This is a genomic window from Agrococcus sp. KRD186, from assembly GCF_017168255.1.
Classification (GTDB): domain Bacteria; phylum Actinomycetota; class Actinomycetes; order Actinomycetales; family Microbacteriaceae; genus Agrococcus.
In genome coordinates this window covers 1,511,430-1,526,051 of the sequence record NZ_JABFAP010000001.1, presented here as the reverse complement: position 1 = coordinate 1,526,051, position 14,622 = coordinate 1,511,430, and the positions used below count along the sequence as shown (strand labels likewise).

The following is a 14,622-nucleotide window of genomic DNA, read 5'->3' as shown; positions in this document are numbered from 1 at the left end:
AACTGAGGCCGATACGCCGGTCCGAGCCGACCCTGTAGTAACACGACCCCCACACGCCCAACCGTCAACTTCCGCGCCACCGCGCGGAATCCCGGGCAACGTGTGCTCACCAGTTGCGGAACTCCGGACTATCGGGCTCGTGCCTTGGTGGGAGCTCGTCGTCGTGGTGGTGTCTCAGTCCATGGTCTCATTCGCGTTCGTGGGGATCGTCGGTTGGAGCCTTGTGGCGGACTGGCTGCAGACCGACAGGAGTAAATCCACAGATCGTCCATGACCCTTGCCGCTTATTGCTTGGAGTCCGAAATGAATGACGTGCAGGACCGAGCCGCCGTGGCATGTCCGGGCGATCTCGTCGTATCGGGTGGGCGGGCGTGCCACTTCTAGTTCACAAGACGGGCATTCCACGCGTGCTAACTGAGTAGCCATCGGTACATAAAGAATAGGACTCAGGGCCCACTGCAGCCGAAGGGTTCGCTTCCCGGTGGGGACCGCGGGAACGTCGGCCGCCGCCGGCGCAGCACCTGAGTCTATTTCTAGGTTTTCCGGCCGGTGGGCCGCCTTGCCGACACGCAGGTCCGGGACTGCTGCACGGATAGGTGTCGTTGATGATGGACCTAGATCGAGCCGTCTCTGTGGTCCTGAACCGGATTGACATACTCACGGCCTCGTAGTTTTGGGCCAGCATCTGGGCCTTGACGTCCGTCACTCTCTGCTGCGTCACGTTCACCCCGTTGTCGCGCAGCAGCTTCGTCATCGCTGATGGCGCGACCTCGTACTCCTTGGCTAGTGATCGCGCGCTTGCACCGGCTCCGGCTCGGTGCACGATCTCGGCGATGCGCTCAGGGCCAAGCCGTTTCTTCGGCGCCTGGGCGCGGTACGAAGGTGCCGTACCCGAACCCTCGTCTCGATCGCCAGGGATCGCCAGCTTCCGCAGCTGACTAGGGTTAAACCCTGCGATGCAATGGTTCGAGCAGACGTCAAGTAGGCCAGCAGTAAAGCCCTCGCAGACGCGGGGGCTTTCTTCGTTGCTGGCCTTCCCGCCAGCACTCCCTGCACCCCTGGTCGGTCCCGGCTGCGCATGCCATCCTGGCCGTGTGGCGGGGGAGTGGAAGAACTGGTCGGGGAGCGTGCAGTGCTCGCCCCGGCGACAGCATCGCCCGCGCGACGCTGACGAGGTCGCGACGATCCTGCGGCGTGCCCACGAGCGCGGCGGCACGGTCCGCCCCCTCGGTGCGGGGCACTCCTCGATGCCCCTCGTCGCGACAGACGACGAGCTCGTCTCGCTCGAGCGCATGACCGGCGTGCTCGCGGTCGACGCCGCGGCCGGCACCGCCGAGGTGCTGCCGGGCACGCCGATGGACGAGCTCGGCGCGCAGCTGGTCGAGCGCGGCGTCGCGATCGACAACTACGGCGACGTCGACTACCAGGCGATCGCCGGCGCGATCGGCACCGGCACCCACGGCTCCGGTGCGCGGCTCGGCAACCTCTCGTCGATACTCGTCGGCGGCACGCTCGTGACCGGCACCGGTGAGGCCGTGCGCTTCACGCGCGACGGCCACGACGCATCCGCCGACCTCGGTCAGGACGCGCTGCTGCCCGCTGCGCAGGTCTCGCTCGGTGCGCTCGGCATCTTCACCTCGCTCACCCTGCGCGTGCGGCCCGCCTACGAGCTGCACCGCACGAACTGGATGACGCACATCGACTGGGTGCTCGAGCACTTCCACGAGCTCGTCGAGGCCAACCGCTGCTTCGACTTCTACTGGTACCCGCGCAGCGACCTCGCGCAGGTGCGGATGCTGAACGAGCCGGGCGACGAGCCCGGCATCCGGCCGCCGGGGGAGCTGCGGCGAGAGGAGACCGGGCCCTCGTACGAGATCCTGCCCAACGATCGGCACCTGCGGTTCGAAGAGATGGAGCACATGCTGCCGCTCGATCCCGAGCTGCGGGCCTTCCGCGAGGTGCGCGAGCGGGTGAAGGCGAAACACCGCACCCGCGTCGGCTGGCGAGTGCTCGTGCGCACCATCGCCGCCGACGACGCGATGCTTAGCGGCGCGCAGGGGCGCCCCACCATGACGATCGCGCTGCTGCACAACGCCTCGCTGCCCCACGAGCACTACTTCGGCGACATGGAGCCGCTGCTGCTCGAGCACGGCGGCCGCCCGCACTGGGGCAAGAAGCACACGATGCGTGCCGCACAGCTGGCACCGCTCTACCTGCGGTGGAACGAGTTCGCACGCGTGCGCGAAGCGCTCGACCCCGATGGGGTGCTGCGCAACGAGCACCTGAGCGAACTGCTCATCGGCTCATCGGAAGGAGCATGATGTCGCACGATCCCGCGCGCACCCGGTGGGCGCTCTCGGCCGGCTGGATCCCCGAGCGCAGCACCGGCCACGAGCCCGAGGCGACCAGCCGCAACGTGCTGTGCCTGCTCAACACGACCGAGCGCGACGGCTGCGCGTCGATCATGATCTACCACGAGGACGCCGAGCCCGTGGGGCCCTACGAGGTGCCCGTGCGCGCTCGGCGCGTGCGCCACATCCGCATCAACGACCTCATCGACCCAGAGGCCGTGCCGCTGGGCGTGCCCTACGGCATCGCGGTCGAGTGCGACGTGCCGATGGTGGTGCAGCTCGCGCTTGTCGACACGAGCGACGGGCGATACGCCGTTGCGCTGCTGGGCGGCGTCGCCGGCGACTGAGCGGCGGCGCTCCTGCCGAGCCCGGAGCGCTCAGGCGAGTGCCAGGAACAGCTTCTCGAGCTCTTCGGTCGTCATCCCGTCGCGCGGGCTCTCCGGGTTTGCGACGCAGTCCTCCATCGCGTTCGCGACCACCATGAAGCCGGCGCGGTTGAGCGCGTGCGTCGCCGCCGAGAGCTGCGTCACCACGTCGCGGCACGGTTCGCCGTCCTCGACGGCCGCGATCACCGCATCCAGTTGCCCGCGTGCACGTTTGAGACGGTTCACGATCCGGCGCTGCTGCGCCGCCCGCTCCTCGGCGGCAGGCACGTCAGGCCTGGTCGGCAGTGGATGCGCGAGCAGCCTCCTGCTCGGCGATCTTCGCGCGCACCTCATCCATGTCGAGGTCGCGCACGGCGCCGATGAGCTGCTCGAGCTGCGGCTCGGGCAGGGCACCGGCCTGGTTGAAGACCATCACGCCGTCGCGGAAGGCCATCAGCGTCGGGATCGACGAGATCTGGAACCCTGCGGCGAGCTCCTGCTCGGCCTCGGTGTCGACCTTGCCGAAGGTGATGTCGTCGTGCTGCTCGGAAGCCTGCTCGAAGATGGGGCCGAACATGCGGCACGGGCCGCACCACGCGGCCCAGAAGTCGAGCAGCACGATGCCGTCCGACTCGATCGTCTGCTCGAGGGTGTCCTTCGTGATCTCTGTCGTCGCCATCCGGACAGCGTATACCCCGGGGGTATCGAGCGCCACTGGAGTGTCGCACGGTGGCGACTCGCCGCATCGAGTGCGAACCACGTGCATGCACGCCGCCCATGGGTCCCGCGGTCGTCGTCGCCGGCATCGCCGCCATGCTGTCGGGCGCTGTGCACGCGTGAATTGTCGGGCTCGAGACGCTGCGCTGGGAGCAGCTCTGGACGCGCCGCATCTTCGGCACGACCGCCGAGCAGGCGGCGCAGTCGAAGCGGCTCGCCGCCAATCAGGGCATCGACAACCTGCTGTTGGGCATCGCCGCGATCGCGGGCGTCGTCCTGCTGATGCTCGGTGTGACGGATGCGGAACTGGCGGTCGTGCTGACCGCCATCGGCATCATGCTCGGCGCGAGCGCTCGCCGACTGCTGCGCGCGGCGCTCGCGACCTGAGGTCCGCTGCGCGAACCGGAGCGGCGCTCCGAGCCGTCCCCGCGCCCGTCGTCAGCGCGGCGCCCGGTCTCACCGGCATCCGTCGTGTGCGCGTCGTCGTCCTCGGGCAGCGGCGACCCGTCCGCCGGGTCGCGCTCCGCTCGCAGCAGGCGGTCCTGCTGCTGGACCTCGTGTCGTAGCGCCTCACTGCTGGCGGCATGTCGCCGATCGATGAGTGGAGGTGCTCGGCGTTGTGCCCGTATCTCCACGAAGCGGTGCCCCGCTCGACCTGCCGCCAGCCGCGTCAGGTGGCCCATTCGTGCTCGATGACCTCGGTCTTGACCCGTGCGATCGTGGATGGCAGTCGAGGAGTCGGTGGGCCGCCGGAGGTTGAGCACGGAGTGCCAGGCAGGCCGATGCGATTCGATGGTGACCGAGCGGACGGACGCACCCGGTCAACTCCCCGCAACCTCAGGCCTGATATGCGACGACCCCCATCATCCCCGCTTCGCCGTGGTAGATGTTGTGGCAGTGGACGAGCCATCGGCCGGGATTGTCCGCGTCGAAGTCGACCGTGAGCGTCTGCTGCGGCAGCACCACTGAGGTGTCCTTGCGTGGTCCGCCGCCAGCGTGCTGGAAGGTATGTCCGTGCAGGTGCACCGGGTGCCACATGTCGGTCGAGTTGGTGAACTCGATGCGGACCCGCTCGCCGCTCCGGATCTGCCATGGCTGGTCCAGCGGCCGGTCGAAGTCGAAGCGGCGCCCGCCGAAGCCCCAGTCGTACTGCTCCATGCTCCCTGTGAGCTCGATCGCGAGCTGGCGGTCCGGCTGCCGGTTCGGCAGCGCCACGTCGCTCGCGGCCGTGAGCCGGTCCGCCGTCGCGACGAGTCCGCTGAGCTCCGGGATGTCGGCGTCGGGCGCCGGCGCGGACCCGGATCCGGTGCGGACGATGGCGAACCCTCGCGCTTCCTTGCCCTCGGCCGCCGCAACGAGAGGGAAGGCGCCGTCCGCGAGCGTGACGAGCACGTCGTACCGCTCGCCCATGCCAATCAGCACAGCGTCGGCCTCGAACGGCGTCACGGGGAAGCCATCGGTGTGCACGACGGTCATGCGATGGCCGCCGAGCGCGACCCGGAACGCGGTGTCTCCTCCCGCGTTGATCATGCGGATGCGCACGCGGCGACCGGGGGACGACGAGTAGGTCTCCGGGTCGGCAGCGGGCCGCCCGTTGATCAGGTACTCCGGGTAGAAGACGTCTCCGGCGTCGCCGCCCAGCAGGTCGGACTCCGCGCCCATCAGCATGTTGCCCATCGCCATCGGGCCCATGCCCTCCATGCCGGACATCGGCTGCATCCCGGCAGAGAGCTCCTCGAGCACCTGGTCCGGCGTCGCCGTCACCCCGTCGAGCCAGTCGTCGAGGATGACCACCCACTCCTCGTCGTACCGCAGCGGCTCGTTCGGATCATCGATGATCAGCGCGCCGTACAGCCCTCGATCGATCTGGGTGCCCACGTGCGGGTGGAACCAGTAGGTGCCGGCGTGCGGGGCGGTGTACTCATAGGTGAACGCGTCGCCAGCGGCGATCGCGGGCTGGGTGACGCCCGGCACGCCGTCCATGTCGTTGCGCAGCGCGAGGCCGTGCCAGTGGATCGTCGTCTCCTCCGGGAGCCCGTTGTCGAGCTTGACCCGGATGGTGTCGCCCACGCTCGCGCGAAGCGCCTGCGCGGGGATCGAGCCGTAGCTCCAGGTCTGTGCGCTCTTCCCAGCCAGGTCGAGCGCCGTGGGCGCCGCGCGCAGGTCGAACGACACCGTCCGGCCGGTGACCGCGCGTGCTGCTTCTGCTGTCCGCACCGGGCTCGAGGTCGGCGTCAGCAGCCGCGAGGATGCTGGCGTGCACGCCGTGAGCGCCATGAGCGTCACTGCCGAGAAGCCGGCGCCGAGCACGGCCCGGCGGGAGACGACGGCATCAGGGCGGGGGTTCACAGGCACAGCGGCTCCTTCGGCGGCGGGGCGCACCGTTGCCCCGAGGGGTGGATGGACCCGCTGCGAACGTCCTTCGCGCGCCGCGCAGGTGACGGTCCGGGGTCGATCTTGGAGGTCTCAAGCCTAGCGTGCGGCGCCACCCCTTCGACTCACAGCACCGAGAACACGACTCCTGCGGCGACGCCGAGCAGCAGGCTGAGCGCTGCGGCGACGACGGCGGTGCGTGCTGCCCCGACCCGGAGCGGTGCAGTCGGCTCGACGTGTGCGGGGTCTGCGGGACGGTAGAGGGGGATGATCCACCGCAAGTAGTAGTACAGGCTGATGACGCTGTTGGCCATCACCGCCACGGCCAGCCACACCGCGCCGCCCTGCCAGGCCGCGGCGGCGACGGTCAGCTTGCCGACGAAGATCGCGGTCGGCGGCGTGCCCACGAGTCCGAGCAGCGCGACGACCAGGGCCGCAGCAAGAGCCGGGTGCCGCCGCGCGAGTCCGCGGTAGTCCGCGAGGCTGCGGAAGCCGGGAAGCGCCAGGGTCACCGAGAATGCCGCGGCGTTGGTGACGGCATATGCCAGCACATAGAACAGCAGCGCCGGCAGCGCCAGCGTGCTCGTCGTCGCCACCGCTACCGGAACCAGCAGGAACCCGGCCTGCCCGACAGTCGACCAGCCCAGCAGCCGCCGCGGGTCGTCCTGGGTGTATGCCGCGAGGTTCCCCAGCGTCATCGTGAGGAGAGCGAGGACGCCGACGAAGACGGCGGCCGGCGCCGGATCTGGCAGAGCCTCCACGATCCGGAATGCGGCGAGGAACGCGCCGAGCTTCGGCACGGTCGTCAGGAAGGTCGCGACCAGCCCGTTCGCCCCCTGTGCCGAATCGGGCACCCAGAAGTGGCCGGGCACCGCTCCGGCCTTGAACATCAGACCCGAGAGCACCGCGGCGGCACCCACCGTCACCGCGCCGCCCGGAGCATCGGCGAGCGCGACAGGCAGCTCGCTGTACACACTCGTGCCGGACAGTCCGGTGAGGAGGGTGACTCCGAGCAGCAGCACGATGCCGAACAGCGCGCCGAGCAGGTAGGTCTTGAGCGATGCCTCCGCAGCGCGCGCTGTGCCCGCGAGGCCGATGAGGCCATAGAGCGGGACGCTCGCCAGCAGGAAGCCCACGGCGAGCACGAGGAGGTCCCCTGCCCCGGCGACGACGAGCGTCCCCGCGGCACCGAGCAGGACCAGCACAGTGGTCTCGCTCTCTCTCGGGGATCCGGCGATGCTGCCGCGGCCAGCGAGGAGCACGAGCGCAGTGGCACCCGTGACCGCGATGCGCGCCACCTGTGTCGTGGTGTCGACGAGGTAGTTGCCGGCGAACACAGCCTCGGGAGCGGCGCCGAACGTCATGGGCGCGACCGCGGCGCTCAACAGCGCCGTCGCTGTGGCGATGCCGTACGCCACGCCCTGTCTGGAGCGGGGGAGGAACGAGCCCGAGAGCAGCACGACGAGCGCGCCCGCGATCAGCACGATCTCGGGGAGCATCGCCCAGGCATCCATGCCCATGTCGGACTCCACCGGTCACCTGCCCACGAGGTCGACGAGTGTCGCAGCGGCCGGTTCGATCACATCGAGGATGACCCTCGGAAGCACACCGATGAGGAGCGAGAGCGCCAGCAGGGGTCCCGCCGACCACAGCTCGGTCGCCGACAGGTCGCGGAACCCGATCGAACCGCCGCGCGTCTCGCCGGCGAAGAGGCGCTGCACGGCCCGCAGGAACATCGCGGCGGTGAGCAGGATGCCGAGCAGCGCCACGGCGGTGATCGGGGCGGTGCCGACGGCACCTGCGAAGATCTGGAACTCGGCGATGAAGCCGGAGAAGGCTGGGAGCCCGAGCGACGCGAACGCGCCGATCGCGAACAGGGTGGTGAGCCTCGGTGCAGGACCCGCGAGGCCTCCGTATGCCGAGAGCTCGTAGGTGCCCGCTCGATCGCGCAGCACGCCGACGAGCAGGAAGAGCGCCGCGGTGATCAGTCCGTGACTCACCATCTGCGTCTCCGCCCCGACGATCGCCAGGCGCCGGGCATCGTCCGTGCCGCTGCCCACGAGGCCGGCCACGCCGACCGCGAGCACGACGTAGCCCATGTGGTTGACGGATGTGTAGGCGACCATGCGCTTGACGTCCCGCTGAGCGAGTGCGACGAGAGCGCCGTACAGCACCGAGACCACGCCGACGATGATGATGGGCCACGCCCAGTCCTGCCACGCTTCCGGGAGCATCGGCATCGCGATGCGCACGAAGCCGTAGGTGCCCATCTTCAGCAGCACCCCTGCGAGCACCGCGGACCCGATGGCGGGCGCATCGGTGTGGGCTGGCGGGAGCCAGGTGTGGAAGGGAACGGTGGGGGTCTTGACGGCCAGTCCGATCAGGATGGCCGCGAGCACCGCCCCGCCGATCACCGGCTCGCCCTGCAGCGGCATCATCTCGACGAGCTCGACCATGTCGAACGTCGGCGTGTCGGCAGAGACGTACAGTCCGATGAAGCCCAGCAGCAGTGCGAGCGACCCGAGGAAGGTGTAGAGGAAGAACTTCAGCGCGGAGCGCCCGGCAGTGGCTCCGTGACCCCAGCCGGCGATGACGAAGTACATGCCGACGATCGAGAGGTCGAAGAAGACGAAGAAGAGGATCAGGTCGGCAGCGACGAACACGCCGAGGCTGACGCTCTGCAGGAAGAGGAACAGTGCCGCCTGGATGCGCGGGCGGTCGTCGTCCCGCAGCGCATAGATGGCGCACGCGAGGAAGACGATCGCCGTCATCCCGACGAGCGGCAGGGACAGACCGTCCACGCCGATGTGGTAGCTGGCGCCGACGCCCGGGATCCACGCCAGGCGCTCCTCGAACGCGAGCTGGCCCTCCGGCGGCTCCTCGAAGTTCGCCCAGACCACGGCGACCAGCGCGAGATCCACTGCCGCAACCGCTACCCAGATCCAGCGTGCGACGCGATCCGGGATGGCCGGCACGGCGAGCAGCAGCGCGGCGACGAGCGGCAGGAAGACGATGGCACTCAGCATGGGTCACCTTTCGATCACGAGGAGGAGCACGACTGCAACGCTGAGCAGAGCGACCGCTTGCGCGTAGTAGTGGTGCAGTTGGCCGTTCTGCGCACGTGCGCTGTCGCGACCTGCGCGCCAGATGCGTCGGGCGAACCCGTCGACCGAGCGGTCGACCCCCCGATCGTCGAACGAAGCCGCACCGCGCGCGATCGCCAGCGACGCAGCCGCCGCGCCGTCGGCTGCCGCATCGATCCCGGCGTCATCGAGGGAGGCTGCCCTGCGCGCGATCGCCAGCGATGCCGTCGCCGCGCCATCCGCGGCCGCGTCGATGCCGGCGTCGTCGACACGCGCGAGGCGGTCCGCGAGTCGCAACGTGGGCCGTACCAGGAGCCGATCCGCGGCCAGCTCGAGTCCCAGCCAGTCGGCGGCCCAGCGCGGCTCGGGGGGCCGCCACCGCGTCGCAGCGAGCACCAGCACCAGGGCGATGGCCCCTGAGGCGACCAGCTCCCAGACGCCCGGCGCAGCAGGCTCCTGACCGATCGCCTGCGCGACCGCGCCACTGAGCGGCGGGAGCGCGAGCATGCCGAGCACCGCCGCGCCGGCTGCGAGCACCGCGACAGGGGCCGATTCGAGTGCGCCGACATGGCGGGTCCCTCGCTCGTCCTCGTCGTAGTGCGTCGCGGTCTGCGCGTCGGGTCTCCGCCAGATCGCGACGATCAGCTTGCCGGCGTAGACGGCCGACAGCGCGGAGGCAGCGAGGCCGACGATGTAGAGCCACAGCGACTCCTCGAGCGCTGCGGTGAGCACGGCATCCTTCGTCGCCCAGAGCGACAGGGGTGGGATGCCCGCAAGGGCGAGGGCCGCGATGCTCGCGGACACACCGAGCACGCGCCAGCGCCGCGCGGCACCGGCCAGGCTGGAGAGGCGTCGTGTGCCGAGCGCGGTCAGCCAGGCGCCGGCGGCGATGAACAGCGCAGCCTTGGTCGAGGCGTGCGCGACCAGGTGCGCGACACCGGCGCCCTGCGCGCTGAGGCCAGCGGCAAGCACGACGAACCCCAGCTGTGCCGCGGTGGAGGCGGCGAGCAGCTGCTTCACATCCCGCTGTGCCACGGCGACCGCGCCCAGCAGCAGCGCGGTTGCGGCACCGATCCATGCCGCAGCCGTGTCAGCCCAACCGGTCGATTCGAGCAGCGGCGCGGCGCGGAGCAGGAGATAGCCGCCCATAGCCACCATTGCCGCGGAGTGCAGCAGCGCGCTGACCGGACTCGGGCCATCCATGGCTCGGGAGAGCCAGAACGAGAAGGGCAGCTGCGCCGCCTTGCCGAGCGCCGCGACGAGGATGCCGGCGGCCACGACGTCCCGCCAGCCTGCCGTCGCGTCCGGAAGCGCGGCGAGTCCGAGGCCAGCGCCCCCGCCGAGCGCAGCACCCGCCGCCGCGTAGAGCCCGAGATCCCCGGCGCGGGTGGTGATGAACGCTGTGGTGCCGCTTGCCAACCGGTGGCCGTCGCGCCACCAGAACCCGATCAGCGCATAGGAGGTGGCTCCCATGATCTCCCAGGCGAACAGCAGCGTGACGAGGTTCCCGGCGACGGCGGTGAGCAGCGCCGCGGCGGCGAAGATCAGCATCAGGCCGTAGAACCGAGGGCGTCCCTCCCGGATGTCACCAGCAGCGAAGATCAGCACCAACAGCGTCACCGCGGCGACCGTCGGCAGCAAGATCGCGGAGAGCCCATCTACGCGCAGATCGAATCCGGCGCCGGCGATGAACGGCACGGCGGCGGTCGGCTGGGCGACCGCGACCACGACGGCGAGGACGAGGCTGACAGCGGCGACACCGACCGCGACGACTCCTGCCACGCGCTCCGCCCGTGGCAGGAGGCACAGCAGCGCACCGGCGATCGCAGGCAGCAGCACCAGTAGCCAGAGTGCGGCCGTCGCGCTCATCGCTCGACCCCGAGCCGGCTCACTGCTTCAGCTCCGACGCTGTGTCGGTCATGTCGCTGCCACGCACACGATGCACGAGCGTCGCCAGCGCGAAGCCCATGGCCATCTCGATCGTCATCGCGGCGATGATGACGAGCAGCAGCACCTGACCGGTCGGCTCGGGCGAGAGGAACCACCAGAACGCGCCCGCGGCGAGGATGACACCGTTGAGCATCAGCTCCAGGCCCATCATCACCATCACCACGACCTGCTGCGAGATCGCCCCGTACAGGCCCACGCTGAACAGCGCGGCCGCGATCAGGAGCACCATCTCCAGGGTCATCGGCCCACACCGCCCGGCTGCGGATCGTCGGCCTTCGGCCGTTTGAGGTCGTCGCCGTAGCGGTCGTAGCGACCGCGGTGCAGACTGAGGCTCACGCCGGCGATGATCGTCGCCACCATCACCGGGCTCAGCACGATCATGGCCAGCATCTTCGACTCCATGAGCGCCTCGCCGAGCGCCATGGTGACGCCCTCGGTCGGCGCCGGGCTGCCCGCGGGCCACGGTGTCAGCAGGATGCCGGCGGCGAGCAGCGCGAACGTGACGAGCGCGATGACGAGCGAGAGCCGCTTGTCGTGCACCATGCTCATCGGCATGAGCGCCGGGTTCATCCCCATGAACATGATCATGTAGACGGCCATGACCGCCATCTCCATGACCATCATCAGGATGGTGATGACGCCCAGATATGCCTGGTCGAGCAGCAGCAGATGCAGGCCGACCGCCACGAACGATATGGCGAGTGCGTAGGTGGCCCGCGCCATGGAGTTCACCCAGAACACCGCGACGCCGGAGAGCACGGCTATCACGCCCAGCGCCCAGAACATCACGTCGCCGATCAGGGTCATCGGTTCACCACCACCATTGCGACCAGTAGGTCCTGCAGCATCCCCGCTGGAATGAGCAGCATCCAGCCGACTTCCATGAACTTCTCGGGTCGCATCAGCGGGATCTTGCGCCGGATCCAGACGAAGGCGGCGAGCACCAGCACGGTCTTCAGCAGCGACCAGGACCACTCCGGCAGGAACGCGCCCGAGCCTCCGCCCAGGAACAGTGGCACCGCGAATGCCGCGCCCGCGACGAGCACGCCATAGCGGCCGGCGAAGAAGACGAGCCGGTCCACGCCCGACAGCTCGGCGGCGACCCCGCCGGCGATGTCGGATCCGAGCGACGAGCCGAACGGGCCCCACACGGAGAACGCGACCACACCGACCGAGTAGATCACGAACGCCACCGGCATCCACACGATGAACCAGAGCTCCGACTGCGCTGCCACGATCGTGCCCACATTCAGGCTCTCGGCGGCGATCGCCGGGGCGATGAGCGCGAACATCAGCGGCAGCTCGTACGCCACGGCGAGTGCGAGGAAGCGGTAGCCGCCCACGAGCGCGTGCGCCGAATTGCCGCCCCAACCGACGAGCCAGACGAAGGCCCAGACCAGCACATCCATCGCGTTGAACCAGACCAGTCCCGCCTCGAAGTCGAACAGCGTCCACTCGCCGAACGGGACGACGGTGATCTTCAGCAGTGCCGCGACGAGCATTCCGCCGCCGCCGATGCGCCACAGCAGCGAGTCCGCTGCCACGGTGGTCCGTCGGCGCTGCCGGAGCAGGCGTGCCGTTTCCGCTGCGGGCCAGCGGAGCGCTGCTGCTGGAGATCCGCCCTGCGCCCTTGCAGCAAGCATCCCGTCGAAGGTCACCGCTGCGAACACCAGTGCCGCGAGCAGTAGGGCGCCAACGACCGCCCACCATGGTCCGACCTCGATCACGGTGTCAGTCATGAGCATGCCGATCTGCGGCGAGCGAAGGCAGACCGAGACTTGCGACGACGAGCCTTGCGGCTGCGAGGTCGAGACCGGTCACGAGCTGCGGCAGCGCCGTGATGAGGCGTCTCGCGTCTCGTCGTTCCTCGGTGGAGCCGTTGATCGCATCGCGCGCGGCGCCGAGCATCCCCAGGAGCCGATCGAAGACGCCGCCCGCGTGCGCCAGACCGAGGTGCTGGGCGAGCGCGGAATCGTCCACGACTCCCAGCCGGCCCAGGCTCCAGCGGAGCAGAGAACGGCGGATGCGGCGCTCGAGACGTTCCAGTGCCGTCCCGGCCGTCGAGGCGTCGCCGCGCAGCAGCGCGCTGCGGAGTCGGCGCGCATCGGCTGCGAGGTCTGACGCTCCCGCGAGCGCAAGCACCGCGGCCGCATCGTCGCAGTGTCGAGCTGCCGCGTCGCGGCCGCCAGGCGCGCTGAGCCCCTCCCACGCGTCGTCGAGCGCACGGGCCTGCGCCCGGGTGATGACGTCGCCGTTCAAGGAGCAGTGCAGCACGAGGCCCGGCGGCCAGTAGGGCAGCACGGGACCGAGCTGTACCTTCAGCGTGTCCATCTCCAGTCCATCGCGGTCGGTGGCCCCGTCGGCCAGAGGGATCCCCCCTGGTGCCATGTCCATGCCGGAGTGGTCCATGCCGGAGTGGTCCATGCCGGAGTGGTCCATGCCGGAGTGGTCCATGCCGGAGTGGTCCATGGTGCTGTGGTCCATGCCGGAGTGGTCCATGGTGCTGTGGTCCATGCCGGAGTGGTCCATGGTGCTGTGGTCCATGCCGGAGTGGTCCATGGTGCTGTGGTCCATGCCGGAGTGGTCCATGGTGCTGTGGTCCATGCCGGAGTGGTCCATGGTGCTGTGGTCCATGCCGGAGTGGTCCATGGTGCTGTGGTCCATGCCGGAGTGGTCCATGGTGCTGTGGTCCATGCCGGAGTGGTCCATGGTGCTGTGGTCCATGCCGGAGTGGTCCATGGTGCTGTGGTCCATGCCGGAGTGGTCCATGGTGCTGTGGTCCATGCCGGAGTGGTCCATGGTGCTGTGGTCCATGCCGGAGTGGTCCATGGTGCTGTGGTCCATGCCGGAGTGGTCCATGGTGCTGTGGTCCATGCCGGAGTGGTCCATGGTGCTGTGGTCCATGCCGGAGTGGTCCATCTGGCTGTGGTCCGTGCCGCCGTGGCCCATGCCGGAGTGGTCCATGCTGGCACCGCCTGGCGACTCGCCGTGAGCTCCGCTCGCCGAACTCACGCTGGCGACGCGCGGACGCGTCCTCGCGTCGTCGGCATGCGCGTCCACCGCGGACAGGTTGCGGCGCGCCTGCTCCAGACCCGGTAGCACCTCGGCCGCACGGTCGACCTGGATCCGCACGCGCGGACCGGGGAGCTGCTCCCAGATGCGGTCCACGGTCGCCGCCAGTTCCGGCCCCGCGGAGCCGCACACCACCAGCACATCCGCATCCGCGGGAGACAACGATACGTGCCACCCGAGTGCGACGGTCGCATGCTCCGCCTCCACTCGCGCCCGCCAGCCGTCCGGCGCCTCGACGAGGAGGACGTGGACACGCTGCGCGGCAAACTTCGCGAGCGCATGCGTCACGCCCACCGGAAAGCACCTTCCCGCCAGGCCCAGAACACTGCGACGAACAGGACACCGAGGAACAGGAACATCTCCACGACGGCGGTCGGACCCATCGTGGCCACCACGACCGCCCACGGATACATGAAGAGCATCTCGATGTCGAAGGCGAGGAACACGACGGTCGCCACGTACCAGCGCGCGTGGAAGCGGGAGAGCGCGTGCTGCTCCGGGTCTGAACCTGAAAGGTACGGCAAGGAGACGATCGGGCGGCGGTCGACGGTGACGAGCAGCGAAGCACCGTACAGCAGAACGATCGCCACCAAGGCGATCCCAAGCATCGTCACGACCCCAGCCACGGTTGCCCCTTTCCTCCTCGGACCCTACCGAAGAGGTGTCCCAGGGCGCACCTCCTGAGCAGTCGACCTCCTCCGCGCCGTCGCG

General features: G+C 69.5%; 13 protein-coding genes. 3 read left to right on the top strand and 10 right to left on the bottom strand.

Annotated features, from left to right (window positions below; genetic code table 11):
• Nucleotides 1-956 precede the first annotated feature (956 nt).
• Nucleotides 957-2,321 carry a D-arabinono-1,4-lactone oxidase gene (locus J1M46_RS07340; protein ID WP_241249051.1) on the top strand — a complete coding sequence of 455 codons (1,365 nt, stop codon included), beginning with the start codon at nt 957-959 and terminating at the stop codon, nt 2,319-2,321.
• Nucleotides 2,321-2,698, top strand: a complete 378-nt coding sequence (locus tag J1M46_RS07335) for a sensory rhodopsin transducer (RefSeq protein ID WP_206447216.1) — start codon at nt 2,321-2,323, stop codon at nt 2,696-2,698. The genes J1M46_RS07340 and J1M46_RS07335 overlap by 1 nt, the downstream gene beginning before the upstream one ends.
• A gap of 30 nt (nt 2,699-2,728) precedes the next feature.
• Here the strand turns inward: J1M46_RS07335 and J1M46_RS07330 are convergent, their stop codons facing one another.
• Nucleotides 2,729-3,004, bottom strand: coding sequence for a metal-sensitive transcriptional regulator (locus J1M46_RS07330; RefSeq protein ID WP_342384313.1), 276 nt, complete (start codon nt 3,002-3,004; stop codon nt 2,729-2,731).
• A 1-nt stretch (nt 3,005) separates the two neighbouring features.
• On the bottom strand, nt 3,006-3,395 hold the full coding sequence (gene trxA / locus J1M46_RS07325; RefSeq protein ID WP_206447214.1) for a thioredoxin: 390 nt from the start codon (nt 3,393-3,395) through the stop codon (nt 3,006-3,008).
• 161 nt (nt 3,396-3,556) lie between these two features.
• On the opposite strand from trxA, the gene J1M46_RS07320 reads away from it, so the two are divergent.
• Complete coding sequence (locus J1M46_RS07320) at nt 3,557-3,820, top strand: DUF1304 family protein (RefSeq protein ID WP_206448630.1); 264 nt, start codon at nt 3,557-3,559, stop codon at nt 3,818-3,820.
• A 450-nt stretch (nt 3,821-4,270) separates the two neighbouring features.
• Here J1M46_RS07320 and J1M46_RS07315 read toward each other — a convergent pair whose 3' ends face one another.
• The 8 genes from J1M46_RS07315 to J1M46_RS07275 all read right to left on the bottom strand — a co-directional run bounded on the left by J1M46_RS07315 (nt 4,271) and on the right by J1M46_RS07275 (nt 14,501).
• Nucleotides 4,271-5,710 carry a multicopper oxidase family protein gene (locus J1M46_RS07315; RefSeq protein ID WP_206448629.1) on the bottom strand — a complete coding sequence of 480 codons (1,440 nt, stop codon included), beginning with the start codon at nt 5,708-5,710 and terminating at the stop codon, nt 4,271-4,273.
• A 221-nt stretch (nt 5,711-5,931) separates the two neighbouring features.
• On the bottom strand, nt 5,932-7,326 hold the full coding sequence (locus J1M46_RS07310; protein ID WP_206447213.1) for an NADH-quinone oxidoreductase subunit N: 1,395 nt from the start codon (nt 7,324-7,326) through the stop codon (nt 5,932-5,934).
• A gap of 15 nt (nt 7,327-7,341) precedes the next feature.
• Nucleotides 7,342-8,832, bottom strand: coding sequence for a complex I subunit 4 family protein (locus J1M46_RS07305; RefSeq protein WP_206447212.1), 1,491 nt, complete (start codon nt 8,830-8,832; stop codon nt 7,342-7,344).
• A 3-nt stretch (nt 8,833-8,835) separates the two neighbouring features.
• The gene (locus tag J1M46_RS07300) at nt 8,836-10,758 is read right to left on the bottom strand and encodes a proton-conducting transporter transmembrane domain-containing protein (RefSeq protein ID WP_206447211.1); all 1,923 of its coding nucleotides are present in this window, start codon (nt 10,756-10,758) and stop codon (nt 8,836-8,838) included.
• A gap of 19 nt (nt 10,759-10,777) precedes the next feature.
• Nucleotides 10,778-11,080, bottom strand: a complete 303-nt coding sequence (locus J1M46_RS07295) for an NADH-quinone oxidoreductase subunit NuoK (protein ID WP_206447210.1) — start codon at nt 11,078-11,080, stop codon at nt 10,778-10,780.
• Nucleotides 11,077-11,646: an NADH-quinone oxidoreductase subunit J gene (locus J1M46_RS07290; RefSeq protein ID WP_206447209.1), complete on the bottom strand. Its 570-nt coding sequence runs from the start codon at nt 11,644-11,646 to the stop codon at nt 11,077-11,079. The genes J1M46_RS07295 and J1M46_RS07290 overlap by 4 nt, the downstream gene beginning before the upstream one ends.
• Nucleotides 11,643-12,578: a complex I subunit 1 family protein gene (locus J1M46_RS07285; protein WP_206447208.1), complete on the bottom strand. Its 936-nt coding sequence runs from the start codon at nt 12,576-12,578 to the stop codon at nt 11,643-11,645. The genes J1M46_RS07290 and J1M46_RS07285 overlap by 4 nt, the downstream gene beginning before the upstream one ends.
• A gap of 1,617 nt (nt 12,579-14,195) precedes the next feature.
• On the bottom strand, nt 14,196-14,501 hold the full coding sequence (locus tag J1M46_RS07275) for an NADH-quinone oxidoreductase subunit A (protein ID WP_342384311.1): 306 nt from the start codon (nt 14,499-14,501) through the stop codon (nt 14,196-14,198).
• Between the last annotated feature and the right edge of the window lie 121 nt (nt 14,502-14,622).